This is a genomic window from Planctobacterium sp. AWM4_229 (assembly GCF_056160305.1).
On the sequence record NZ_JBSWWX010000004.1, the window covers coordinates 113773 to 137930 of the forward strand.

Annotated in this window: 20 protein-coding genes and 2 tRNA genes; 6 read left to right on the forward strand and 16 right to left on the reverse strand. The window is 46.0% G+C overall.

Annotated elements, in window-relative coordinates; all coding sequences use genetic code 11:
• Nucleotides 1-32: 32 nt before the first annotated feature.
• The 4 genes from purH to prmA all read right to left on the reverse strand — a co-directional run bounded on the left by purH (nucleotide 33) and on the right by prmA (nucleotide 4080).
• Complete coding sequence (gene purH / locus ACXAGP_RS09825; protein WP_475261106.1) at nucleotides 33-1610, reverse strand: bifunctional phosphoribosylaminoimidazolecarboxamide formyltransferase/IMP cyclohydrolase; 1578 nt, start codon at nucleotides 1608-1610, stop codon at nucleotides 33-35.
• A 115-nt stretch (nucleotides 1611-1725) separates the two neighbouring features.
• On the reverse strand, nucleotides 1726-2019 hold the full coding sequence (gene fis / locus ACXAGP_RS09830) for a DNA-binding transcriptional regulator Fis (RefSeq protein WP_229531026.1): 294 nt from the start codon (nucleotides 2017-2019) through the stop codon (nucleotides 1726-1728).
• A gap of 28 nt (nucleotides 2020-2047) precedes the next feature.
• A complete protein-coding gene (gene dusB / locus ACXAGP_RS09835) occupies nucleotides 2048-3058 on the reverse strand; it encodes a tRNA dihydrouridine synthase DusB (RefSeq protein WP_475261108.1) in 1011 nt (336 codons plus the stop codon).
• A 143-nt stretch (nucleotides 3059-3201) separates the two neighbouring features.
• Nucleotides 3202-4080 (reverse strand): 50S ribosomal protein L11 methyltransferase, encoded by an 879-nt coding sequence (gene prmA / locus ACXAGP_RS09840; RefSeq protein WP_475261110.1) that lies wholly within the window; start codon nucleotides 4078-4080, stop codon nucleotides 3202-3204.
• A gap of 72 nt (nucleotides 4081-4152) precedes the next feature.
• On the opposite strand from prmA, the gene ACXAGP_RS09845 reads away from it, so the two are divergent.
• From ACXAGP_RS09845 to ACXAGP_RS09855, 3 genes are read left to right on the forward strand one after another with little or no spacing between them, the layout of a single operon-like run.
• Nucleotides 4153-4836 carry a hypothetical protein gene (locus ACXAGP_RS09845; protein WP_475261112.1) on the forward strand — a complete coding sequence of 228 codons (684 nt, stop codon included), beginning with the start codon at nucleotides 4153-4155 and terminating at the stop codon, nucleotides 4834-4836.
• On the forward strand, nucleotides 4833-5351 hold the full coding sequence (locus tag ACXAGP_RS09850; RefSeq protein WP_475261114.1) for a GNAT family N-acetyltransferase: 519 nt from the start codon (nucleotides 4833-4835) through the stop codon (nucleotides 5349-5351). The genes ACXAGP_RS09845 and ACXAGP_RS09850 overlap by 4 nt, the downstream gene beginning before the upstream one ends.
• Before the next feature lie 23 nt (nucleotides 5352-5374).
• Entirely contained in the window at nucleotides 5375-5761 is a 387-nt protein-coding gene (locus ACXAGP_RS09855) for a VOC family protein (RefSeq protein ID WP_475261116.1), read from the forward strand.
• Between the two features lie 8 nt (nucleotides 5762-5769).
• Here ACXAGP_RS09855 and ACXAGP_RS09860 read toward each other — a convergent pair whose 3' ends face one another.
• The 3 genes from ACXAGP_RS09860 to ACXAGP_RS09870 form a co-directional block, all read right to left on the reverse strand.
• Nucleotides 5770-6612 (reverse strand): sensor histidine kinase, encoded by an 843-nt coding sequence (locus tag ACXAGP_RS09860; RefSeq protein WP_475261118.1) that lies wholly within the window; start codon nucleotides 6610-6612, stop codon nucleotides 5770-5772.
• 89 nt (nucleotides 6613-6701) lie between these two features.
• Nucleotides 6702-8597 (reverse strand): metallophosphoesterase family protein, encoded by a 1896-nt coding sequence (locus tag ACXAGP_RS09865; protein ID WP_475261119.1) that lies wholly within the window; start codon nucleotides 8595-8597, stop codon nucleotides 6702-6704.
• Nucleotides 8590-9924, reverse strand: coding sequence for a DUF2252 family protein (locus tag ACXAGP_RS09870; protein ID WP_475261121.1), 1335 nt, complete (start codon nucleotides 9922-9924; stop codon nucleotides 8590-8592). The genes ACXAGP_RS09865 and ACXAGP_RS09870 overlap by 8 nt, the downstream gene beginning before the upstream one ends.
• A 186-nt stretch (nucleotides 9925-10110) precedes the next feature.
• On the opposite strand from ACXAGP_RS09870, the gene ACXAGP_RS09875 reads away from it, so the two are divergent.
• Nucleotides 10111-11253, forward strand: coding sequence for a hypothetical protein (locus ACXAGP_RS09875; protein ID WP_475261123.1), 1143 nt, complete (start codon nucleotides 10111-10113; stop codon nucleotides 11251-11253).
• Between the two features lie 79 nt (nucleotides 11254-11332).
• Here the strand turns inward: ACXAGP_RS09875 and ACXAGP_RS09880 are convergent, their stop codons facing one another.
• The 4 genes from ACXAGP_RS09880 to ACXAGP_RS09895 all read right to left on the reverse strand — a co-directional run bounded on the left by ACXAGP_RS09880 (nucleotide 11333) and on the right by ACXAGP_RS09895 (nucleotide 14880).
• Nucleotides 11333-11662, reverse strand: coding sequence for a hypothetical protein (locus tag ACXAGP_RS09880; protein WP_475261125.1), 330 nt, complete (start codon nucleotides 11660-11662; stop codon nucleotides 11333-11335).
• Between the two features lie 411 nt (nucleotides 11663-12073).
• Nucleotides 12074-12571: an acetolactate synthase small subunit gene (gene ilvN, locus ACXAGP_RS09885; protein WP_475261126.1), complete on the reverse strand. Its 498-nt coding sequence runs from the start codon at nucleotides 12569-12571 to the stop codon at nucleotides 12074-12076.
• A complete protein-coding gene (locus ACXAGP_RS09890; protein ID WP_475261128.1) occupies nucleotides 12572-14284 on the reverse strand; it encodes an acetolactate synthase 3 large subunit in 1713 nt (570 codons plus the stop codon).
• Nucleotides 14285-14505: 221 nt separating this feature from the next.
• A complete protein-coding gene (locus tag ACXAGP_RS09895) occupies nucleotides 14506-14880 on the reverse strand; it encodes a MaoP family protein (protein WP_475261130.1) in 375 nt (124 codons plus the stop codon).
• 355 nt (nucleotides 14881-15235) lie between these two features.
• Between ACXAGP_RS09895 and ACXAGP_RS09900 the strand changes: the two genes are divergently transcribed.
• Complete coding sequence (locus tag ACXAGP_RS09900) at nucleotides 15236-17041, forward strand: sulfotransferase (protein WP_475261132.1); 1806 nt, start codon at nucleotides 15236-15238, stop codon at nucleotides 17039-17041.
• Nucleotides 17042-17140: 99 nt separating this feature from the next.
• On the opposite strand, the gene ACXAGP_RS09905 is transcribed toward ACXAGP_RS09900, so the two are convergent.
• From ACXAGP_RS09905 to orn, 5 genes are all read right to left on the reverse strand, one after another.
• Nucleotides 17141-20308: a TonB-dependent receptor domain-containing protein gene (locus ACXAGP_RS09905; protein ID WP_475261134.1), complete on the reverse strand. Its 3168-nt coding sequence runs from the start codon at nucleotides 20306-20308 to the stop codon at nucleotides 17141-17143.
• Between the two features lie 534 nt (nucleotides 20309-20842).
• Nucleotides 20843-21463, reverse strand: coding sequence for a hypothetical protein (locus tag ACXAGP_RS09910; RefSeq protein ID WP_475261135.1), 621 nt, complete (start codon nucleotides 21461-21463; stop codon nucleotides 20843-20845).
• Between the two features lie 458 nt (nucleotides 21464-21921).
• Nucleotides 21922-21997 (reverse strand) — tRNA-Gly (locus tag ACXAGP_RS09915).
• A 177-nt stretch (nucleotides 21998-22174) separates the two neighbouring features.
• Nucleotides 22175-22250, reverse strand: a tRNA-Gly gene (locus tag ACXAGP_RS09920).
• 124 nt (nucleotides 22251-22374) lie between these two features.
• A complete protein-coding gene (orn, locus tag ACXAGP_RS09925) occupies nucleotides 22375-22920 on the reverse strand; it encodes an oligoribonuclease (RefSeq protein WP_475261136.1) in 546 nt (181 codons plus the stop codon).
• Nucleotides 22921-23106: 186 nt separating this feature from the next.
• On the opposite strand from orn, the gene rsgA reads away from it, so the two are divergent.
• Nucleotides 23107-24138 carry a small ribosomal subunit biogenesis GTPase RsgA gene (rsgA, locus tag ACXAGP_RS09930; RefSeq protein WP_475261137.1) on the forward strand — a complete coding sequence of 344 codons (1032 nt, stop codon included), beginning with the start codon at nucleotides 23107-23109 and terminating at the stop codon, nucleotides 24136-24138.
• Nucleotides 24139-24158: the final 20 nt, after the last annotated feature.

Here is a 24158-nt window from a genome sequence, read left to right on the forward strand (position 1 = left end):
TCAGGTTTGATCGGCCAATATTAGATAAATACTTAGTGTCTGAAATGACGCATGCCGGTAAATACCATGGCGATGCCATGTTCATCGGCAGCTGCGATAACTTCCTCATCACGCATCGAACCACCGGGTTGAATAACCGCTTTAATGCCCGCTTCAGCAGCGGCATCGATACCGTCACGGAATGGGAAGAAGGCGTCAGACGCCATAACCGAACCCGCCACCTGCAAGTTCTCATCGGCCGCTTTGATTCCGGCAATTTTCGCGGAATAAACGCGACTCATTTGGCCTGCGCCCACACCAATGGTCATCTTGTCTTTGCAGTACACAATGGCATTCGATTTGACATATTTCGCCACTTTCCAGGCGAATAACAGATCGTCTAGTTGCTCTTCTGAAGGTTGTACTTTAGATACCACTTTCAAGTCGTCTTTTTCCACCATGCCAAAGTCGCGCTCTTGCACCAATAGACCGCCATTAACGCGCTTGATGTCGTGCTCATCAGTAAGCTGACCTTGCCATTCGCCGCATTCCAGGACACGTACGTTTTGTTTGGCCGCAAGCACCGCTTTGGCCTCTTCAGATACCACTGGTGCGATGATCACTTCCACAAACTGACGGTCGATAATGGCTTGAGCCGTATCTTTATCTAAGGTTTTGTTAAAAGCAATAATGCCGCCAAAGGCCGAAGTAGGATCGGTCTTAAAGGCACGATCATAAGCTTCAAGAATGTTGTCACCCAAAGCAACGCCGCAAGGGTTAGCGTGTTTTACAATGACACAAGCTGGTTGCTCGAATTCTTTAACGCACTCTAACGCGGCATCGGTATCAGCGATGTTGTTGTAGGACAATTCTTTGCCTTGTAACTGTGTAGCTGTAGATACTGAGGCTTCCTGAATATCGCTCTCAACATAAAAAGCCGCTTCCTGGTGGCTGTTTTCGCCGTAACGCAAGTCCTGCTTTTTGATGAATTGCTGGTTGAAGGTACGCGGGAACTGAGTGGTGCTATCTTCACCGTAGACAGTGGTTCCGAAATAGTTGGCAATCATGCCATCGTACTGTGCTGTGTGTTCAAAGGCGGCAATCGCCAAATCAAAACGGGTGTTATAGCTCAGCGAACCTTGGTTGCTGTCCATTTCTTCGATGATGGCGTCGTAGCGGTTGGCATTCACCACAATCGCCACATCGTTATGGTTTTTCGCCGCAGCACGCACCATTGTCGGGCCACCGATATCGATGTTCTCAATAGCGTCTTCCAAAGTGCAATCATCACTAGCGACGGTTTGCGCGAAGGGGTAAAGATTCACTACCACCATATCAATAGCATCGATACCGTGTTCTTGCATCACGCCTTCATCCTGACCACGACGGCCCAGGATGCCGCCATGAACTTTGGGATGCAGGGTTTTTACCCGGCCAGCCATAATTTCTGGATGGCCAGTGTATTCAGAGACTTCAGTGACGCTGAGGCCATTCTCGGCCAACAGCTTTGCCGTGCCGCCAGTGGATAAAATAGCAACATTGCGCTCTGCCAGCGCTTTAGCAAATTCAACGATGCCGGTTTTGTCAGAAACGCTCAACAGGGCGCGACGAATAGGTTTAGGTGTTTCCATGTAAACAGCTACCTTAATGACTGAGTTGTGGTTGACTAAATAGTCAGGAATCTTAGGGGGAAAACTAAAAGAGCACCCTGAGGTGCTCTTTTTAAAATAGTATAGTCAATACGACTTAGTTCATGCCGTATTGCTTTAACTTTTTGCGCAGAGTACCACGGTTGATACCCATCATTAACGCAGCGCGAGTTTGGTTACCGCGAGTATAAGTCATGATCTCTTCTAACAGAGGTGCTTCAACTTCAGCCAATACCAAATCGTACAAGTTGTCGATGTCGGTGTTGTCTAATTGCTTAAGATACTTGTTAACAGCCTGTTTTACTGAATCACGCAAAGGCTTTTGAGCCTGTGTTTGAGAAGGCGTAGTTACTGTAGTTGTAAATGGAGATGTAACGTTTTGATCGAACATATACCGTCTTGCTCTTTTCCTGGTTAGTTTATGCTGCCGTTGCTGCAACCGAAGCGCTTTCTGCTTCTGACTGTGCAATCGCCAACTCTTCAAAAAATGCCTGCAATGCCTCTATTTGATGATTTGCGTCATCAATGGCATTGAAAGCCCGGCGGAATGATTTGGAATCATGCTCCGCTAAATACCAGCCCACATGTTTGCGGGCAATTCTTGCTCCCATGAGTTCACCGTAAAACTGGTGAACATTTTGGATATGCTCAATGAGCACATCCCTCACTTCGGACAGTGCAGGCGCGGGAAGTTGTTTGCCTGTCGCGAGGTAATGATTAATCGCTTCGAATATCCAGGGGTTACCCTGAGCGCCGCGACCGATCATCACACCGTCTGCCCCGGTGTAATCCAGTACGTATTTGGCTTTCTCCGGTGTGGTAATGTCGCCATTGGCCACCACGGGAATGGAAATTTCCTGCTTTACTGCTTTGATGGTGTCGTACTCTGCTTCACCTTTGTACATGCAAGCCTTCGTTCGACCGTGCACCGCCAGTGATTGAATGCCATTGCGCTCGGCAATTTTGGCTATTTCAACAGCATTTCGATTTTCAGTGTTCCAACCCGTGCGAATTTTCAGGGTTACAGGCACCGAAACGGCTGAAACCACAGCCGCGATAATGTCTTCCACCAGTTCGGGATATTGCAGTAATGCGGAACCCGCCAGTTTTTTGTTTACTTTTTTGGCCGGGCAGCCCATGTTGATATCGATGATCTGCGCGCCGTTTTGCACATTAAACTGTGCCGCTTGTGCCATCAGGTGGGGTTCGGAGCCAGCGATTTGCACTGAGCGTATTCCCGTTTCACCGTCGTGGTTCATGCGTTGTTGAGACTTTTGCGATTTCCACACTTCAGGATTACTGGACAACATTTCTGATACCACTAATCCGGCGCCTAAACGATGACATAGTTGTCTGAAGGGCCTGTCTGTTACGCCAGCCATCGGGGCAAGTAACACATTATTTTGCAGTTTATATTGTGCTATTTGCATTCCGGACTCGTGTACAAAATTGTGTAAAAAACACCCAAGTTCTCAAAAGGGCGCTAAGTGTACGGACTTTTTTCGCGTTTGAAAAGGCTAGATTTTAAACAAATTGTACTTTTTTTTGACGTCAACAGGGTTGACATCAAATTTTATCGTTTTTTACCGCTCAATCTCGACCATTCATCCAGAAATTGCGGTTCATCCATATCAAAAAATTCGCCGTACAAGGTGTTTAATTCAGCGGCCTGGCTCTCCAGAATACCGGATAGCACCAGTTGCCCACCTTGCTTGCATTGGCCAGCAATTAGCTCCCTTAACTCGCGTAGTGGTCCGGCCAGAATGTTAGCCAGTACCAGATCTACCGGCTCGTCAGGTTGCTGCTCTGGCAGGTAGAGTTCGAAGTCGTTTTCACAATCATTGCGCCGGGCATTTTCCTGAGTGGCCTCTAAGGCCTGCGGATCAATATCCACGCCAATAACGCGCTTGGCACCCAGCTTGACGGCGGCAATTCCCAAAATGCCGGAGCCGCAACCGAAATCCAGTACGGTTTTATCTGCCAGCTCTTGTTTATCCAGCCATTGTAAGCACAACGAGGTAGTGGGATGGGTGCCCGTACCAAATGCCAGACCAGGATCTAACATGATATTGACGGCCTCGGGATTGGGAATGTCACACCAGCTGGGACAGATCCACAGTTTGTCGCCAAACTGCATAGGTTTGAAGTTGTCCATCCATTCCCGTTCCCAGTCTTTGTCTTCCAGTTGGTCCAGCTTATAAGCAAAGTCTTCACCCAGTACTTTAGTCTGTGCCATGCGCTGGATCACGCCCTGCATATCGTGATCGGCTTCGAATAAACCAATAACCGTGGTGTTGGGCCACAACACCAGCTCACCGGGCTTGGGTTCGAACAGTGGGCTGTCTTTGGCATCGGTAAAGGTCACGGCTTGTGCGCCATTACCACTCATCAAGGTGGATACGGCTTCTGCATCTTTTTCTGTAACGTCGATTTTTAACTGAATCCAGGGCATGAATTCTTGAATCCTTAAATTGCATTTGATTTACTGCAACACATTATACATTGAATCAGTGTGGATAACCTTTTGTCGCAACAGAAAAGTGGCCAACAACAATCTTTAAAACAACACGCTCTTAAAAAAACCGTTCTTAGTAAACATTATGTGGTGGGCTACGGCAGTTTAATGAGTCACGATAGTCGTTTGCGATATAGTCAGATAGACGCAGAGGGATTGCCGGTGCATGTTGCTGGCTGGCAACGAGCCTGGAATATGAATTGTCCAAACAATCGCTATACCTGTGTGGGTGCCTTGCCTGGTGACAAAACAGCAACCCTTAATGCTATGCTCGTGCCCGTAGATGCAATAACCCCGGAATTGCAACAGCGAGAGCAAAGTTATCAGTTTACACAACTCGATTTGGCAAGTATTCAGGCACACCATGATGAACAAGAGGCTGAATTGCAAGCACAGTTAAGCGACGCTGTGGTATGGATCTGTCAAGTAGAGCAGCCCGGTGCAGCCAGTACTACGTTCCCGATTTTTCAGACCTATGTGGACACTTGTATTTCGGGTTGTGTGGAGCATGTTGGTGTTGATTTCGCAATGCACTTTATCGAGGGCACTCAAGGCTGGCAAAGCCATTGGATCAATGATCGCCATAACCCCAGGTATCCCCGTTTAGCGGCCCTTGATAGCGATATGCATCTGCGTATTGATGCGTTGCTGGAGCAGGCTGGCATATTACAATTTCGACAGGAGTCACGATGAGCCCCTACATGTACTTTGACACCCCGCGCTTAACCGTAAGACCGCTGGAAATTGGCGATGCGGAGATGATACTGGCACTTAACCTGGATCCCGACTGGAAAAAATACATCGGTGATCGCGGCGTATATGATCTTGATAGCGCTAAACAATACATCGAAAATGGGCCGATGCGTATGTATCGCCAACACGGGTTTGGCGTGCTGGCGGTAAGAGAGGCACAAAGTGGTGAATTTGTGGGTACCTGCGGTTTATTGCAGAGAGAAAAACTCACTTCACCGGATATCGGTTTTGCTTTTTTATCTGCGGCACGTGGAAAAGGTTATGCCAAAGAAGCTTGTCTGGGACTCATCGAACAAATGAAAAAACACGGCGATTGGCAACATCTGGAAGCTCTGGTGACACCAGAAAATCAAGCATCTATCGGCTTATTGCGCAAGTTGGGATTTGAGTTCAAACAAAATTTACCCCATTTTGATCCCGACAAAGATACCGATTTATATCGACTTACTTTTTAACCTGGTTATTGCAAGGAATGATTATGAAGCAGTGCTTATCTGCAGTCAGTATTATTGTATCCGACTACGACAAAGCTATTGAATTCTACTGTCAAAAGCTGGGTTTTGAGCTGCTTGAGGACATAGATCAAGGGCGCAAACGCTGGGTGACGGTGAGGCCGCAAGGTGCCACAGAAACGCAAATTGTGTTGGCTCAGGCCAGTAATGAAGCACAACAAAAACTGGTGGGGCAACAAGGGGCGGATCGGGTGTGGCTATTCTTGCAGACCGATGATTTTTATCGCGACCATAAAGCCATGCTGGCCAGAGGTGTCAAGTTTCTGGAGTCTCCAAGGGAAGAACCCTACGGTATTGTGGCGGTATTTGAAGATGACTTCGGCAACAAATGGGACCTGATTGAAAAACGCTAAATCTTGTCTCAAGTAACGATTACCGGAAGGATACAGGTAAAACGTGTCCCTTCCGTTTTGCTGCTGGTGTAAGCGATACTACCATCGTGATTCATGACAATCTGTTTGACGATACTCAATCCCAGCCCAATGCCAGTACCTGCTTTTTTGGTACTGTAGAATGGCTGAAATACCTCATCAGCCACATCAGGGGAAATGCCCGCGCCTCGGTCTTGCACTGATAACTGTAACTGTCCATCAGCGGTTTTAGACAGTGCTACCTGAATACTCTCTTCGTTTACCTCGGTAACGGCATCTTGCGCATTTTTCACCAGTTGCAGCAGTAGGGTTTCTAACTGCATCTCATCCATCAGTAAATGGGTAGCATCTGGGGACGGTACTTGCAATACAAAGGGTAGCTCCAGACGGATACGAATATCATTGAGACAGCGTTTTAAAAAGGTGGCTAACTCGAATTGCGTTTTCTGGCAATCGTGTACTTTGCCGTACAGTCTGATCATCTCGCTGGCGTGATGACCACGCTCCACCATAGAAAGTATTTTAGTGAAGGTGTTTTGCACGTTTTCAGGCGCATCAGGTACCATCATTTGGGTGATTTCCACCATGCCCCGAATATTGGCCAGAATGCCATTAAAGTCATGCCCAATGCCACGGCACACCTTTTCGATTTCCTTTTTATCTGGGGGGATCTGACTGGGCGGAGGTGCAAGTTGTTGGTGAATAATCGCCACAGCTTCGCTGAGTAAATCGTTATGTTGCTGTGGCTCGGCTCCCTCGGCTTTGTTGAGAAAGTCTTGAAGTGGGTTAGCCGAAGAGGCTTTGGCCTGCATGTAGGGTTCTCCGATATCCATTAACAGGATCGCTGCTGTTATGATTAGATTAGCTTTGCCGTGCAATTATGCAAACTATTCCTGATGCAAAATGCTAGCATCGTTTTAAGTTAGCGAAACTCGATATCCTCACCATCCCATGTAAGCAAGCGAGCTTCCGGGCGTTTACGGTCGTTACTAAAATCCACGATTCCCACCGCACTTTTGCTAACCAGCGAACGACGTTTGTTTTTTCTGTCGGGATAGCGGGTACTAATTTTCAGGCGGCGGCGCTTGGTAAACCAGTTTAGTGGCGAGTGATGGCCATAAAACCAGCGATTTAAGGTATCCAGTTTGCTAAGAAGTCCTACCGGGAACTGATTGCAAAAGCCACTGGCGGTGATCTGATGAATACTGGGACTGGTTTCTTTAAATCTCAGGCGCACATCGTAAACAAAGGAGTAATGCACATCGCCGGACAGGATAATGAACTGTTGCGCCGTTGTAGGTTCGCGGAAAATATCCAGTAATACTTTTGCCGTACCTTGGTGGGCCATCCAGTTTTCCGCATCTACCGTGAGGGCTTGTCCCATCATGGTAAATAGCTTCTGAATGGCTTCAATCATTTTCACCCCGAAGATGGGGGCGGCTGACACGATGACCACCGAGTCTTCACCGGTTACCTGCGCTCTTAACTCGCGTAATCTTTCCCAATCCAGGAGTCCTGAGGGCTGTCCCGCATCTTCTTCTGAGCGCCATCGGTGGGTACGGGTATCCAGCACCACCATTTTCGGTTGTGTGGCGATTTGATAGTGCCAGTCATCCCACTCAAAAAGCTGATCGATGACCACATCGTGATTGCTGATCCCCGAACTGGTGATATGGGGGGATATATGTTCCAGCAATCCTTTGTATTGGTCAGGCCCATTGCCCAGGCCCTGACATAAAAAATAGCCAAACAGGGCGTTGCCGATAATGCGCTTGGAAAAAGGGTTACCATAAGCCAGCTCTTCCCATTCGCGGGTCAGGTTCCAGTCGTCTGTAACATCGTGATCATCGAAGATCATGTACACCGGAATATGAGCCAGCGCCCTGCGGATTTGCGGCAAGGTGCTAATAAACTGTTTTAGGGATAGCAGTTCGTCTTCGAATTGTTGCCGGTCTGCGCTGGCTATTTTTTGGCTGTCGAACTCAACGTCTTGCCAGCAAGTTTCTGACCACACCATAAAATACATAGCGAGCACTTCTGAGAGGGTGATCAAATGGTTCTTGGCATTGACGGAGGTAAAAATCGGTTTACGTTTCGCACCAAAAAAGGTTTCTTGCACTTCTTCGTTTTCGTCACTGTGGGGCAGTAACTCAGTGCGTCGATAAAAACAGTCTTCATGCTGCAGCAACTCCTCAAAATTGCTCACTTTAGCGCCTGAAAAAGACTCACCGAACAAACCAAGTTGTGCGATAACCTGATGAATCGCCTGTAAAAACGGCCCGGCAACATCATCCACATAAACCTGATCGCCCGACATCATCAACAGGGCTGCGGGCAGCTGATTGCTTTGCAGTGCATCTGCCAGGTGTTGGTCCACCCTGACAAGTGCATCACCTTCGGTGTGATGGGGTTTGCGGCAAGAGCCATGCAGCACCTGGCGCAAGGTTTGTTGGTAATAGATACGGGGTGAGGTTAATCCGGGGTAACAAATATCAGGTGCCAGATGAGCCAGATTGCAGTGGGCTTCTGTAGTTCTGAATAGCAAATCGTAATCTATAGCCGTATCCACTTGCAACGGACTTTGGAAATCGACGGTAAGATGATAAATGTAGGCACTATCACCCACCTGATGACACAGTTGTCGCTGTATAAAGACGATATCCTGTGAGGACTCATCGCTGATGTCTTGGGCATAGTTTAGTTGTGCTTCTATCGTGACAGATTGGTCGGTGACAAACCATAGTACCAGCTGTTTGGCATCGAGTTTTCTGACAACAGGGCCAGCGATTAACTTAAGTGGATGGGCAGTTTCAGTCATTCGGCTTATTTAATGCTCTTAGTATTTGGGTGTCTTCTTGCACCTGTACCGCGTAGGTCAGACATACATCCATAATGTCATCGGCGTGCTCCGGCAAATACTCACAAACAGCGTGTTCAAAACGCGTGGAGCGGCGATCGCCTCGGCTGTGTGCTATCGCCAATGCTTTGCCACAACTTTGCACATATTGTAGCAGTGCTTCATCGGGAGACGCGCTCAAAATACAGATATCCTCAGGATCAATACCCACTTTTGAATGATGTCTGGAGCGCACCAACCAATGGCTGTCTCGCCATTCTACCTCATCTAAAACAAGATCCGGTTTGCGCTGCATACGACGTTGGCAAGATACCGTTAAGTGGGCGGGATTGAGTCGATTAACCGGGGACAGGGTTTCGAAGTGTGCCAGTGGCGCGGCCATGCGCTGCTCTTTGACTTCTACAATGTGGCATAACTGTAAATCCTCTTCATCCATGTAGTCTTGAGGCCCTACCAATAAATAAAAACGATCCATGTTAATAGAGCCAGTACCGGCCCCTAATCTGCGCACAATATCCAGGATGTTGTCATCCACATAGGGAGAGAATACCTCGAAAATTTCCCGATATAGGGCATCATCCAGCGCCTCAAATTTATTGCTGCTAAGATCAAAAACAGGAACCAGACCTGTTAAATCGACGGCCTTGGCAAGGGCACTCTTACTGTAAAACTGTTTGCCACCGGAGGCGCGTTTTTTGGCTTTTTTGCAAAATGGATACAAGGCGTGTGCTTTGTCGAACTTGTTCACCACCTTGTGCCGTGCTTTATCATCTTCCAGTAACACCTGGCATTGCTCAATATAGCTTTGCACAAATCCCTGGACGGCCAGTATAGCCCCTTCAGCTGAAGTGGCTTGTAATCCTTCAATAGACTCTATTTCTTCCGAGCTAAACTCGCCTCTGACAACACCCTCACAATAATCCTGGGCCAACAGAATACTGACGCCAAAACGCACTAAATCCCAACTGGCATAGCCAAGGCAAGCATCGTCAAAATCATTGGGAGAGAAAATCACTTTGTCGCCGTGGGAGCCTTCCTCGGTTAAAAAGCCGAAATTAGAGAGATGGCAGTCGCCTTGCACTGTAGTTACAGGGAGGTGGGCGTTTAAATCTTCGGGGATGCTGAGAATGCCCGCAGCGATATCATCGTAGAATAATCCCGCAGAGCCGCGGAAAAAACGAAAAGGATTGGCGGCCATTTTTTGATGTTTTTCAATAGGCACGCCATCACCTGGACAAATACCATCGGCTTTTTGCAAAGCTAAGACAATCTGTTCTTCGCGGCTCATAGTGATTAAAGTTGTTATGGGTTTTAGCCAAACCTTAAACCAAAAGCGCAGAATTTGAAAACATACTTACAATTATGCGTCATTTATCCTTAGCCTTTAGTTGAATTTCCTTAAATTGTCACTTGACCCTGCAAGACTGTCCCCCTATAACTGACTCCTTGGACAACTTTTGCTGCAGGATGTCGCATGCTCTTCAACTATAAATCGTTATGTTTAAGCGCTTTAGCGCTCTGTATTACTGCCTGCCAGATGTCGCCGGGCGAGTCTTTAAATCCTGCTGATGCAATTGAACCACTGCAGCTACGCAGTTATTGGCTTGATGATACTCAGAGCGGTGTTTTATTGGATCCTCAAACTTCCGGTTTGAGCGTTTGGCGTGATGAGCTATTGGTTACGATTGCCGATGGTAGTGCCCATGCTTCGCAAGTGCTGAAGTTGATTGTGCTGGAACCCAAACAAAATCGCGTCACTCACAAACTGCCCATCGAAGTTGTTCCATCAGTTGCACAAAGCTGCTTTGGTAAATACATGACTGAACGGCCAGATCTAGAAGCGCTGGTGGTAGATCCACAAAACGATAAGGTGTTCTATACCGTTACCGAAGACGCCTCCCGCTATCAATTGACCCCAGATTGTGCCGAGCAGTACAAGAACAGTGGTTCCACACCTTATCCGACGTTACTGGTCAGGTTAGAGCTAAATGCTGATGAATCTGCGGTAACCATGACTCATGTGCGCCCAATTCAGTATACCGTCGATATGCAGGTGGGCAATTATCCCAATGATGGTATTGAAGGGATAACTTTCGGAAAGGGACGTACTTTGTACCTGGCACTGGAAAAAGATTCACAATATCAGGCGCGCATCTTTTCTGTTCAGCTTGAGGATAGTTTCTGGCAAAGCAGCGACTGGGCACCGGTGAAAGACGAACAACTCTTAGTGCCAGTATTTGACGAGCCAGTACCACACCCTATCAATGCCCTCACCTGGTATGAAGATGCGCAACAGGCATGGATTGTAGCGGCAGCTCGCAATGATAATGAACTGTGGTTGATAGACCCTGAAAAGCAACGAGAAACCAGGCGGGTGAAGTTAGCGTTCCTTGCGGAAACTAAAAGCAAGGATGATGTTTGCGGCAATTACGAAGTAATGAATAACTATTCCATTGAAGGGGTTGCTGCGGGAGCTGACGTATTGTGGTTGGTGAATGATCCCTGGAAACAGAATTATCACAAAAACATTCAATGTGAATCTAATCGGGTGCGCTATGAGAAAATGGCTCCGCTTATGACGAAAATTTCATGGCAAAAGTTGTTGGCTAAGAAATAGCGGATTCAGCCTAAAGGCCTGCCAATGCAGGCAGGCCTGACTTATCGTATGAGTATTTGGATTGAACACTGCCCATGACTTACAGTTTTGCGGCAGCGGTTTCCAGGTATGCTAGTACATCTTCAGCATTATACTCTTTAGAGAATTCTACAAGGCCTTTACCGTTACAGCTTAGGTTTTGAGAATCCAATAATTTGCGGTAAACGTCCTTTTGCGACATTGCAACAATACCAATCTTGTTTTTGAAACTGTTGTGGATCAAACGAACGTTGTCTTGAGTGACTGCACGGCAGAAGCTGGCAAAAGCGTTGTCGCCTTTAAATACAAATTCCTTGTCGTGAGCTTCGTGTGCAGAAACACCAGTGCTTAAAGTTAATGCCGCTACCGCAGCCAAAGTTAATTTTTTCATGATATACCTCATAAATGGTTAGTTAGCTTTATTAAGTCGTGCCAGGAGTATTCTGCTTTCTCAGACTTGCCCCGAACACGATTTATAAGTTAATGATTTTTATGAGGAATGTTGTTGTTTTACTGTATTGAATAGGTTAACAAAATTAAAAATTGCTTGTTAAATCACTGTAAATACAGCTAAGCCTATGATTTTATTGGATATTACAAGTTGTTATATTTCTAAATGCGATTAGGGTAGATCTTTATATTCCTAAAACGTCTGTTTTGAAGGGTTTTTTATTAGGATAAATATCCTAAAAAGGCAGGGCCACAGGGGCTTTTTACAAGTTTGTTATCAAAAATATGTGGTTTTTCTATTTCTTCAGGCAAAAAAAGAGGAGGCAAGCCTCCTCTTGATGAGTATTTAGCCTTAAATTCTCAGTGCTTTATCACCTCGTGACAGGCCACATACACCAGTTCGGGCAGCTTCTAACACATCGGTAAACTCCGATGTTGTGGTAATAAAGGCATCCAGTTTATCGCTTGGCCCGGTTAATTGAATGGTGTAGTTACGGGCACTGACATCCACGATATTGCCACGGAAGATATCCGCCATGCGTTTTACTTCGGCACGGATATTTTCATTGGGGGTGGCGATTTTTATCAGCATCAGCTCGCGCTCAAGGTGGCTACCTTCAGTTAAGTCCATTACCTTGAATACATCCACCAGTTTATTAATTTGTTTGGTGATTTGCTCAATCACTTTGTCATCGCCGTGAGTAGTAATGGTGATACGGGACAAAGTGGGATCGGCGGTGGTGGTCACACACAGCGAATCAACGTTAAAGCCCCGCTGTGAGAACAAGCCAACAATGCGAGACAAAGCGCCTGGTTCGTTTTCCAATAATACCGAAATAATACGTCTCATTTAGGTACGCTCCGTTTTGCTCAGTCTCATATCATCCATGGCACCAAATTTAATCTGCATGGGGTATACGTGTTCGTTTTGATCTACCCTGATGTCCATAAACACCAGTTTATCTTTGATACTCATGCAGCGCGCCATGGCATCGTCCAGCTCGCTGGGGTGATCTACCCGAATCCCTACATGGCCATAAGCTTCTGCCAGTTTCACAAAGTCCGGCATGGATTCCATGTAGGAATGGGAGTGACGACCTTTGTAAATCATGTCTTGCCACTGGCGCACCATACCCAGAGCACGGTTGTTCAGAGAAATGATCTTTATCGGCAAATTGTACTGCAAACAGGTAGACAGTTCCTGAATGTTCATCTGGATGCTGCCATCACCGGTAACCACAGCTGAAATGGCATCGGGATGGGCAAACTGTACACCCATCGCAGCGGGCAAACCAAAGCCCATAGTGCCCAGACCGCCGGAGTTAATCCACTGGCGTGGTTTATCAAAAGGATAATACAGAGCGGCAAACATTTGATGCTGGCCTACATCTGAACTGACATAGGCTTTGCCATCAGTGTGCTTGTAAAGGCTCTGAATGACTTCTTGCGGCTTGATCACATCAGAAGATGTGGCATAACCCAGGCACTTGCGGGTTTGCCATTGTTTAATTTGCTGCCACCACTCCACTAGCTTGGTTTTTTGCTCGGCTTCATCCACGTCTTTCAGGTGATCAAAAAACTGGCTCAATACTTTGTCTACCGCACCCACAATAGGGATATGGGCATTGACGGTTTTAGAGATCGAAGTGGGATCGATATCCACATGCACGATTTTGGCATAAGGACAGAACTTATCGACGTTATTGGTAACCCGGTCGTCAAAACGCGCACCTAAGGCAATAATGCAATCGGCGTTGTGCATGGTCTTATTGGCTTCCAATGTACCGTGCATGCCTAGCATGCCAATAAACTGCTCATGAGTTCCTGGAAACGCTCCAAGGCCCATCAGGGTATTTGTCACCGGAGCATTGAGCATTTCTGCTAATTTAATCAGCTTTTTGCTGGCTCCTAATGCACCACCACCGGCGTAGATCACAGGGCGTTTGGCTGCTTTAATGGCTTCAACCGCTTTTTTGATCTGCTTATTATGGCCCTTTTCCGTAGGGTTATAAGAGCGGATGGAGAAATCTTCTGGATATTCGTAAGGATGAGATTCCTGAATATTCACAATGTCTTTAGGCAAATCAATAACCACGGGACCAGGACGTCCGGTATTGGCAATGTAATAGGCTTTGGCGATGGCTTTTGGGATGTCCTCGGCCTTTTTTACCAGGAAGCTGTGTTTTACGATGGGTCGAGAACAGCCCACCATATCGGTTTCCTGGAACGCATCTTCACCAATGTGCTGTGATGGTACCTGCCCCGACAGCACCACCATGGGAATAGAATCCATATAAGCGGTAGCAATACCAGTAATAGTATTGGTGGCACCGGGTCCTGAGGTAACGAGCACGGTACCCGTTCTACCTGTTGAGCGAGCGTAACCGTCCGCCATATGGGCTGCAGCCTGTTCATGGCGAACCAGAATGTGTTTAACATCGTCCTGAGCAAAGAGGGCATCGTAAATGTCTAAAACGGCACCACCTGGGTAGCCAAAAACATAATCAACACCAACATCTTTTAGTGCCCTTACGACCATTTCGGCACCGGACATCATTTCCACGAATAGTCTCTCCTGTGATACTAATGAGGTTAAATATTGCACTTTGGGCGGATCTTACGGGAGTGGATTGGAATAAGAAACCTGGAAAGGAATAAAAGTGAGATTTATATCCTAATATTCGATATAAATGGGATGAATATCCTATATCCATCCCGTAATCGTCCGGATGTCAGGTTTTGCATCCTACGTTATGGGTGAAATGTAGGCTGCACTTCCGTTTTTTAATCGTCGTCAGCTAATGGCAAATCATCATCGTCGATGCTGCTGTCATCATCATCAGCATCATCCACGTTAGTGCGTTTGCCATAAATACTGCCGGTGCGCGGTCGACCTATCCGCGCCATGTATTTAACCCAAGCTTTTTCGGTGACATTAGCCGGCTCTTTTTGGCCACTGGCTACAGCGATAAAGCTGGCGTCGTCATCGTTTTCCGGTTGCAAGGAGCCTGAAAGCAAAGCATTGAGCAAACTGCCGTATTGGCTTAACGCTTTGGCTTCTGAGATAGAGAAATCACCCGAACGAGAAAACCCGTAAGGGTAGTTTTTAGGATCGTGATATGCACGAGATAACAGATCAGCACGGTTGGGCTTGGCCATTATACAAATTCCTGAAAATTAACTGCGTTAAAGTATTCAAAACACAGTGAATTTTTAGGCCGAAAATGCCTCGGAGTCAAACCCCAAAAGGCGCTTTTTTTTAGAACTTTTTATGACAATAAAATTGATCTTGGGAACTGATTTTTCTAAATCGAAAGCCTTGCTCATAGAGCAAGGCTTCAATTTAATTGAGACATATATGGCTTGTTCTTATCGAGGCTTCCAAATATGCCTTACTAATTACCCCACCAATTGCCATTGGGTCTGAGAAATTCTCAAGCTCTTCTTTAATTGTCTATACATGATAAAGATGTTAGTTTTTGTGGCTCTGTCTGGTTAATCTTCACTTCTTTTTATGCATCAATCTCATCAGGATAGCCGCTTTGTTTTTGCGCAAAATTTACGTGACCAAAATCGCCTCTCAGATGCCATCGCTTACTTAAAGCAACAGCTTGCAGATTCACCTGGTTATTTTCAGGGTTGGTTGCTACTCAGTCGTTATCTCTATGACGCTAAACGTTTCTCTGAGGCGATACAAGTGGCTCAAAAAGCGGAGGGATTTGATCCGCTGCAAGGGCAATTCAGGGATATTCAGCAGGCGATGCAAAGTGGCAATTGGAATCTTGCAGAGCAAAAAGCTGCGGAGATGTTGGAAAAAGAGGTGGGGCATCCAAGAGCGATATTCACGCTTGCCCAAATCGCTGAACAAAGGAAAGACTTAAAGCGAAGAGTCGATGTATTGCGCGACGGGCTTAACTATTCACCAGCAAATTTATTCTTTCGTTCGCAACTGATTAATGCACTGGAATCCAACGGTGATTATTCAGGTGCAATTGAGGCCGCTGAAACCTTAGCATCGCTCTCGGTGTCGCCTAATTCGCTCTGGACGCTGCTAAATGTGTTACTGCGATTTGGGCAAAACACAAAGGTTTTAGCTCTCTGTCCACAAGCTGAGCACGCCTGTGCCGGGCAAACTAATCAACTGAGCGAAATTCTTCGCCTTAAGGGCCAGTCTCAACGCATTCTTGGAAAACGCAGTGATGCCATTGCGTCTTTTCGAAAAAGTCTCGAATACAAACCGAGCAACGCTTTGAGTTGGTGGGCACTGGCTGATCTAAAAGACTATACATTTTCCTCAGAAGATGAAGGCTTGATGCTGTCGCTATTCAAGAATAACAAGCTATCGAATCCAGAGAAGGCGGTTACAGCGTTTGCACTTGCACGTGCTAGTGAGGTTCGTGGTGACTGGAAACAGGCCATGCCGTTATATCACCGCGCGAATAGTTTAAGAAATAATGCCCGCTTTAGCTCTCTCAGTGTCAGGCAGGATATTGAGCGTATTATAAATACCTACTCTGCAAAAAATCTGGAAGTACAGGCTGAAGTATCTGATAACGATCCTGTTCCCGTCTTTATTGTCGGCCTCCCTAGATCTGGCTCAACATTGATTGAACAAATCGTCGCCAGCCATTCAAAAATTGAAGGTACTATGGAGCAGCCAGTTTTATCGAGTATTGCCTATCAAGCCGATGAACTCAGCAAAGACCTATTTGGCAAAGAGGCAACCAAAAATGTTGGGGGGCTGACGAGTACGCAACTTACTGAATTAGGCGCCGCATATTTGAAGAATGGGGCGCTATTCAGAACTGAAGCTTCGCCTTATTTCACAGATAAGCTCCCTTTTAATTTTCGGCACATCGGTCTTATTCATAAAATTTTACCCAAAGCGATTATTATTGACGCCAGGCGTAATCCTCTGGACTGTGGTTTGAGTTTGTATAAACAGTATTTCTCCAATGGCGTCGAATTCAGTTATGATTTGGGTAACATCGGTGATTTTTATAACAGTTATCTAACGATGATGGATTATTGGGATAGGGGGCTGCCCGGCAAGGTACTAACCGTGAATTATGAAGAGTTAGTCAATAATCCAGAGCAGATAACAAGAAAGGTTTTAGCGCATATTGGAGTTGAGTTTGAAACGTCCTGTTTGGCTTTCTATAACACGCAAAGACAAGTGCATACAGCTAGCAGTGAACAAGTACGGAAACCCATCAACAAAAGCGGGATTGGTATCTGGAAAAATGTAGAGTCGGAATTAGGTCGGTTAAAAACACATTTAGGTGAGAATACGTTATCGAGGTTTAGTGACTTTTTGTAGCATTGTGCTACCTGGCGAACTAATGCATTCTCAGACTATCTAAAACCAAAAAAAGCCCCTTCACCTGAGCAGTTGAAGGGGCTTTTCTGTGTTTCGAGTTTAGTCTCTGTAGGTTACCCCTAAGAATAGAGTGCGACCACGAGGACCCACAGGCCAAGCTGTCTGTGTAGAGTATGGCTCTTCGTCAGTCACGTTGTTTATACCACCATAAAGAGTGAATGATTCGTCCAACTCGTAATTCGCGCTGAAATTATGGATGAACATTTCATCAAAGAAGCCATCATCGCCAAAACGGGGCTGGGTAGTGCCAAGGCCAAGAACTTTTTCGATTTCATCAACGGCCTGTTTACCTTGATATTGTACGCTCCAGTTCAGGCTCAGCGCATCGCGTGTCCAGCCTAGATCAAACTTGGCAGACAGTTCTGGGCGTCGGATTTCCTGCAAATCTGAATCTATCTCGGTTAGATCCACTGGATTAAAGAAGTTGTCCATTTTGTTTTGCTTAGAACCAACCAAGCTAAGTGCAAATTCATCCTTATCAACCGTAAAGTCGTAGTTTACCGCAAAGTCGATACCACTAGCTTCCTGACGTGCGAAGTTAATTTCGCCCGTTTCAAGGTCGGTCAATCCACCGTCACTACGACGCACGAACTGGTCACATGAATTCAGGTTAGGGTAGCTTGCAGAATCTAAACAACCTGCTAAAACATCGGTCGAATCCACTGCACTAATCGCGTCTTCAATCTCGATATCCCAATAATCTAAAGTGATGGTAAAACCTTCCAGGAACGCTGGTTGGAACACAACGCCGACAGTCAATGTGTCTGCCGTTTCTACATCAAGATTTGGATTGCCACCGGAAACACCTGTGAATCGGCCGGTGAGTGGGTTAACCCAAATATAATTTCCCTGGTCATCAACAATATCTGACAACGGAACGCCAGCTGCCTGCAAGTCTGCAACACAGTTTGCTTGTCTTACTGCGGTACCACCATTGATGTTCCCCGGATCACAAGGGTCTTCATTGGCTCCCACTTGTAGAGGCAATCGAGGGTCAAATAGCTCTGAAATATTCGGTGCACGAACGGCTTCAGAGATGGTAGAACGAATGGTTAAATCTTCGTAAGGACTGTAGGTTAAGCCCGCTTTCCACGTGGTGGCATTGCCAAGTGTTGAGTAATCCGCAACACGAATTGCCGCATCTAGCGTTAACTCATAAGCGAAATCTCTGTCCTGGAAGATTGGTAAACGAATTTCAGTGAAGAGATCAGTTACATCGTATTCACCATAGGTATTAAACAACTCTACATTGTCAATACTGATAAAGCTGTTTAAGAAAGGATCAACTGTATTTACGTCTACACCAGGAGTAAAAGAAGTCCCTTCGGGTAATATACCCAGTGCCAGAGGATCTTCTTTGAAATCACTGGTTTCTTCGCGATACTCGATACCCGCAGCATAACCCAGCGGACCATCAAGAATACTGTCTAGTATTTCAAATTCACCAGAAGCAATAAAGGCGACAATAGTTTGTTTAATTGTCAGCTCATCTTCCTGATAATTGGTAATAAAATCTCTGGCTTCCTGACTGGTGGAATATGTGCCAAATGGATTTAATGGGGCACACTGGCCATCACCCGGTGTGAAAGAATAATAGCGGTCACTGCTATATCCGCCATCAGCATAACCATTCCCAGCGGTGAAGTAATCAATTTCGTATGCTGCGGTGGGGTCTAAATCGGAACGACAAACAGGGTTGCCGTTGGCATCAGTTGTTACGTCCATCGCGGCAAAGACTCTGTCCAGGTAAAGTCCGGAGAAACGCTCTGTACTTTGGAAACGGCCATGATTGATTGAAAAATCGAAACGGTGAACGTCATCTACGAACCATTCAACACCGGCAACAAATCTGGTGGTTTCACGCGTAACAATGGATGGGTTATCGTCACTAAAGTCTGCAGGATCTTGAGTAAGCAGCAATCCACCCGTTTGCGCAACTACCGGCTGTAACTCGGCAGGGATGAATGGGTTATCAGCTTGAATGAACAGCGTATCGTAGAAGGTATCAATTTCTTCAAATGTGGTTGTTTCGGAGCGCACATATTTACTTTCAAAATAGCCTTTAACATCATCAGTAAACTCGTAGGTACCGTTGAGATTGACCGCCACTTTATCTGTTTCAGGTAAAAGGTAATCGCGGTTCATATTTAATCGCCCGCCATCGCCTCCAGTTCCCCAAAGACCACCCAGTACAACACCATCTTGATTTACTCTAACCGAACCATCAGGATTGGTTACCCAGCATCCCGCAAGAAACCCGGTTCGTCCACCTTCAGACTCCTGGCAATCAGGAATACCGTTACCATTGATATCAACATAGATGACATCACGTCCGCCAAATGTAGGAGCAATCGAACCTTCTTGCGAAGTTAGCCAAAATCTGGGGTCACTTACTACTGCTTCAGGTGGCGCATTGGGATCATTAATTGCCGCTGGATTAGCGCGAGGACGAACCGAATCAATGCCGTTGTCTCTGGCCCAATCTCGGTCACCGTGAGTTATTACAGTATCTTCTGTCGCACCAACCGTGAACACAATATTCCCTTTGTCATCATCGAAATTGTGACCATATATAAAATCGAAACCAAAGTTCTCACCTTCTCCTGCCTCTGGTGCCGCTCCACGAAAATCCAATTGCATACCTTCAAAGTCGGTCTTCATGATAAAGTTAACAACACCGGTTACAGCGTCAGCACCGTATACCGCGGAAGCTCCACCTGTGGTAACTTCTACCCGTTCAACCAGTGCACGTGGAATTGATCCAATGTCCACAGCTTGAGAGCCACGGAAGCCGGCAACGTGTCTACGACCATTAACCAGAGTAAGTGTTCTATCACTGCCTAAACCTCTGAGGTTTAGCGACGTACTTCCAGGACGAGTATCACCTGCGAAACCGTCTGAATTTGCGCCGGTTATCGACGATACAAGGGCGGGAATATCGTTCACTACGTCAGCAAGATCGAACTCTCCCGACATTTTGACATCTTCCGCATCCATGCCTTGTACTGGTGTTGAAGAAAAAAGGTTGCTATCGGTTGCAATTCGCGAACCAGTAACCATGATTTTTTCGACGTCGGCAGTGTTTTCTTCGGCGTCTTGCTCTTGTGCGAGCGCCAGTGGTGATAAAGCAATAGATGCAGCGATAGAGCCAACATAAAGCCCCTTTTTCATGGCTATGTTTAGCGGTGACAACGCAAATTTCTTCATTGTGTGCTCCTGAGTTTGTGTTGTGTTTTTTTCGAGACAAAAGCCTGTGATTTCTGTTAAACCAAGGCAATTTATTATTATTTTTTGTAAGTAAATCTTATCTCATTCTAGGATAATCAGCATTAATCAGGCCGGGATCAAGTGTCTTTTTAGTATAAATATTGCACAAACCTGTCTTTATTCGAATAATTATTCTTCTTACAATGTCGAATACCGAAAAATTATTCATTTCTCCATTTCCTCTGCACCATTGCGGTTCAAGTCCTGTTGATGAGTGTCGCGGCATTAGTAATGAGGAATAACGTGTGCATTAATATGGTGCTGAATGACCCAAAGTGGTGAGTGTCTTCTTTAAATAATTATGCAAAACGTAAATTTTTCAAATTATTTGCCAATTTTATCCTGTTTTTCAGTGTGAAGGCGAATCAAAGTCTGATTGGGGGAAATATTTTGGCTGACTCTATTGCAGAAAATTTAGAGGATGTTTATTGCAAACTAAGAATCCCCCCGACTATTAAGCCAAGGGCGAAAAGATTAGCAGCGTCTGTTGTCCGGACATGAGTTAGGAGATTTAAATGTAGCAGTGACAGAATCAGCGTCAGTGTAGCCATCATTGTCTGTGACTTTGATCTGAAGCCGTTTGCTGTAGTCTTCGTTACTACCTCTGCGAGTCATATTAAAAGAGCTGCCCACTGAGGTTTTTACGCCATCTACCCACCATTCAACTTTAGCGACATTGCCGTCTCTATCGCTCCAATCAGCGTAGACAGTTGTGCTGTAGATACTATCTTGGAAAACATGTAAGTCTACATTCGGAGTGTAGTCACAAACCTCTTCGTAAACATCTTCTTCGTGAGAATAAGGTACATCTGCAGTGCAGGTTACGTAATAGGTTTTTCCGTCATTAGCATAATATAGCGTATCAAGAGTGGCCTTAGAGCTGGTAGTTGCACTCACATAGTCTTTAATGGTTACCTTAACTTCCTGATCATTTTTTAGGGTTAGAGTTTTACTACAGGTAGCCCAACCCTGATAAATTTTTTGTGTCCCCATAAACTCTGTGCGGCAATTAACCTCTTCGTCTCCGGCAAGCACTGTACTTGCCAGTGCAAAACTAGCTGTGGCGGCCAACAATATTTTTTTAAGATTAACCATGTTGCGATGTATTTCCTTTCAAGGTGATAAAAACACCCATGGTAAATAAAACGACCCTTGCGTCAAGGTAAACTGAACGAAAAAATTGGCGTTTAAGAAAATAGTGAGTGAAAGCCCTGAACTATCTGAGCAGATAAAATTGATTTGAGAAAAATTGGAGCGGGAAACGAGATTCGAACTCGCGACCCCAACCTTGGCAAGGTTCACTCAACATCCATGAAGTAATCAGGTTAATGGATTTTCAAGCTTTGAGGTTTAAACCATCCCTGGTGAGGGCTTCTCGATAACTGCTCCTGCGTTATTCTAATGTCGCACATCCATGTCCGCCACAGCTCGACGTCCACTTGTCTCGCGTTCAACCCTAAAATTGCTCCAGGTATTCGCAATTTTTATACGGGTTTCACCCAGCTGAGCTAAAGACGCTTATAGTTTTGTTCAATGGAGATTACAGAGAAAATTGGAGCGGGAAACGAGATTCGAACTCGCGACCCCAACCTTGGCAAGGTTGTGCTCTACCAGCTGAGCTATTCCCGCGTATTGAAGCTTCCATGGCAATCGACTCTGGTTTGATTCGATTGAGTGCGGAGCGTTTTTGCTTCGCTATTACAAACTACGTCCTGTAGTTTGCCCTTCGGGCAAGCCTGTCGGCTGTTCCAATTTGTTCCTGACAAATTGGTCCCGCGTAAAGATCTGGATTTGAAAAGTGAAATTTGGAGCGGGAAACGAGATTCGAACTCGCGACCCCAACCTTGGCAAGGTTGTGCTCTACCAGCTGAGCTATTCCCGCATGCAAATTTTACTTCAACCGCTTTCCTTCAAAAGCGGGTGCGCATTGTACAAAAAATTTAGTGGGGTGCAAGTGTTTGTTGCAATAAATCCGAAAATTCTTACTTGAAGCGGCTCTGCTTCCCCTAAATGGTGAAGATTTGAGCGCGGTAAAACTGCAATTCCGCAATAGACTCGCGAATATCGTCGATGGCCAGGTGCGTGCCTTTTTTGTGTAGTCCCTTGAGTACCTCTGGTTTCCAGCGGCGCACTAACTCTTTTACGCTACTGACATCAATAATGCGGTAATGGAAAAACTCTTCCAGTTCCACCATGTGCTTTTGCAGGAAGCGGCGATCCTGGCTGATGCTGTTGCCGCACAGTGGCGATACGCCTTTGGGCACGTATTGGCTTAAAAACTCAATGGTGCGTTGCACGGCGATATCTTCAGTAATATCACTTTTGCGACAGCGCTCAGTTAAACCTGAGTCACCATGGGTTTTGGTGCACCATTCGTCCATACCGTCTAACAGTTCATCAGACTGATGAATGGCCATTACCGGGCCTTCGGCTAATACATTGAGTTGTGAATCAGTGACAATAGTGGCAATTTCCAGCACCTTACAGGTGTCAGGATCTAATCCTGTCATTTCCAGATCCATCCAGACTAAATTGTTTTCGCTATATGACATTCACTACCCGCCAAGATTCACACAATTAATGCAATTTGTGGTGTCTTTCCCTTATTGCAATCGGTACTATGCTAACTGTGACACTGCTATCCAGTGGCACGACAACCGGAATTCAAAACTTTTAAACCCCGCCTTTACCCATAATATCGGTAAAGTTTGGGTAACTATACTTAATTTAGCAGCAAAGTGGCAAAAAGAAATAAACTGACACATCGACAAAAACGCCAGGTGGGCAAAAATCTGTCGAAAAAACTCAATAAAGATGAAGCCTTACCGCAAGATGATAATCTGGAGCCGGAAGAATCCGGCGTGGTGGTGGGGCGCTTTGGTCAGCACGCGGATGTGCGAGACAGGCAAAATCAGGTCACTCGTTGCCATATCAGGCGCACTATCGAAAGTGTTGTCTGCGGTGATAATGTCCTGTTCCGCAGAAACAAGGAGTCTGGTTCTGCTATCAATGGGGTGATTGAGGCAGTATCGGAGCGGGATTCACTCTTGTCTCGTCCTGATTTTTACGACGGTGTTAAGCCCGTCGCTGCTAATATTGATCAAATCTTAATTGTCAGTTCCCTCAAACCTGCATTGTCTTCCAATATTATTGATCGCTATCTGGTGGCTTCCGAAGACGTTGGCATAACGCCGGTGATTCTGATCAACAAGATTGATCTGGCGGATGAAGTAGCCCAGGCCCAGGTGGATAGCCTAACTAGCCTATATCGCGAAATCGGTTATCAGGTTATCTTGCTCAGCTGTAAATCCGGTGAGGGGGTCGATGCGCTGCAAGCCATTCTGGATGATAAAGTGAGTATTTTTGTGGGGCAATCGGGTGTCGGTAAATCCAGTCTGGTGAATGCTTTGTTGCCTGAAGCTGAAGAACAGGTGGGCGATATTTCTGAAATGAGTGGCCTGGGACAGCACACCACCACCAGTGCCAAGTTATTGAGTTTTAAAAACGGTGGTGAATTGATTGATTCCCCCGGGGTTCGGGAATTTGCCCTTTGGCATTTGCCTGAAGAACAAGTTACCTGGGGCTTCAAGGAGTTTCGCGATTATCTTGGTGGCTGTAAATTCCGGGATTGTAAACACATGGACGATCCGGGGTGCTTACTAAAAGAAGCGGTAGATGAGGGCAAAATTAACCCAATCCGCTTTGAAAACTATCACAGCATCTTAAAAACCATGGCGGAACAGCGCCCAAATCACAGTAATCAGTATTAGTACTCAGTCAGTAGTAAGTG

Coding starts and splice junctions, on each gene's coding strand:
- purH (WP_475261106.1), bottom strand. CDS start 1,610: ATGGAAACACCTAAACCTATTCGTCGCGCCCTGTTGAGCGTTTCTGAC.
- fis (WP_229531026.1), bottom strand. CDS start 2,019: ATGTTCGATCAAAACGTTACATCTCCATTTACAACTACAGTAACTACG.
- dusB (WP_475261108.1), bottom strand. CDS start 3,058: ATGCAAATAGCACAATATAAACTGCAAAATAATGTGTTACTTGCCCCG.
- prmA (WP_475261110.1), bottom strand. CDS start 4,080: ATGCCCTGGATTCAGTTAAAAATCGACGTTACAGAAAAAGATGCAGAA.
- ACXAGP_RS09850 (WP_475261114.1), top strand. CDS start 4,833: ATGAGCCCCTACATGTACTTTGACACCCCGCGCTTAACCGTAAGACCG.
- ACXAGP_RS09855 (WP_475261116.1), top strand. CDS start 5,375: ATGAAGCAGTGCTTATCTGCAGTCAGTATTATTGTATCCGACTACGAC.
- ACXAGP_RS09860 (WP_475261118.1), bottom strand. CDS start 6,612: ATGGATATCGGAGAACCCTACATGCAGGCCAAAGCCTCTTCGGCTAAC.
- ACXAGP_RS09865 (WP_475261119.1), bottom strand. CDS start 8,597: ATGACTGAAACTGCCCATCCACTTAAGTTAATCGCTGGCCCTGTTGTC.
- ACXAGP_RS09870 (WP_475261121.1), bottom strand. CDS start 9,924: ATGAGCCGCGAAGAACAGATTGTCTTAGCTTTGCAAAAAGCCGATGGT.
- ACXAGP_RS09875 (WP_475261123.1), top strand. CDS start 10,111: ATGCTCTTCAACTATAAATCGTTATGTTTAAGCGCTTTAGCGCTCTGT.
- ACXAGP_RS09880 (WP_475261125.1), bottom strand. CDS start 11,662: ATGAAAAAATTAACTTTGGCTGCGGTAGCGGCATTAACTTTAAGCACT.
- ilvN (WP_475261126.1), bottom strand. CDS start 12,571: ATGAGACGTATTATTTCGGTATTATTGGAAAACGAACCAGGCGCTTTG.
- ACXAGP_RS09895 (WP_475261130.1), bottom strand. CDS start 14,880: ATGGCCAAGCCCAACCGTGCTGATCTGTTATCTCGTGCATATCACGAT.
- ACXAGP_RS09900 (WP_475261132.1), top strand. CDS start 15,236: ATGCATCAATCTCATCAGGATAGCCGCTTTGTTTTTGCGCAAAATTTA.
- ACXAGP_RS09905 (WP_475261134.1), bottom strand. CDS start 20,308: ATGAAGAAATTTGCGTTGTCACCGCTAAACATAGCCATGAAAAAGGGG.
- ACXAGP_RS09910 (WP_475261135.1), bottom strand. CDS start 21,463: ATGGTTAATCTTAAAAAAATATTGTTGGCCGCCACAGCTAGTTTTGCA.
- orn (WP_475261136.1), bottom strand. CDS start 22,920: ATGTCATATAGCGAAAACAATTTAGTCTGGATGGATCTGGAAATGACA.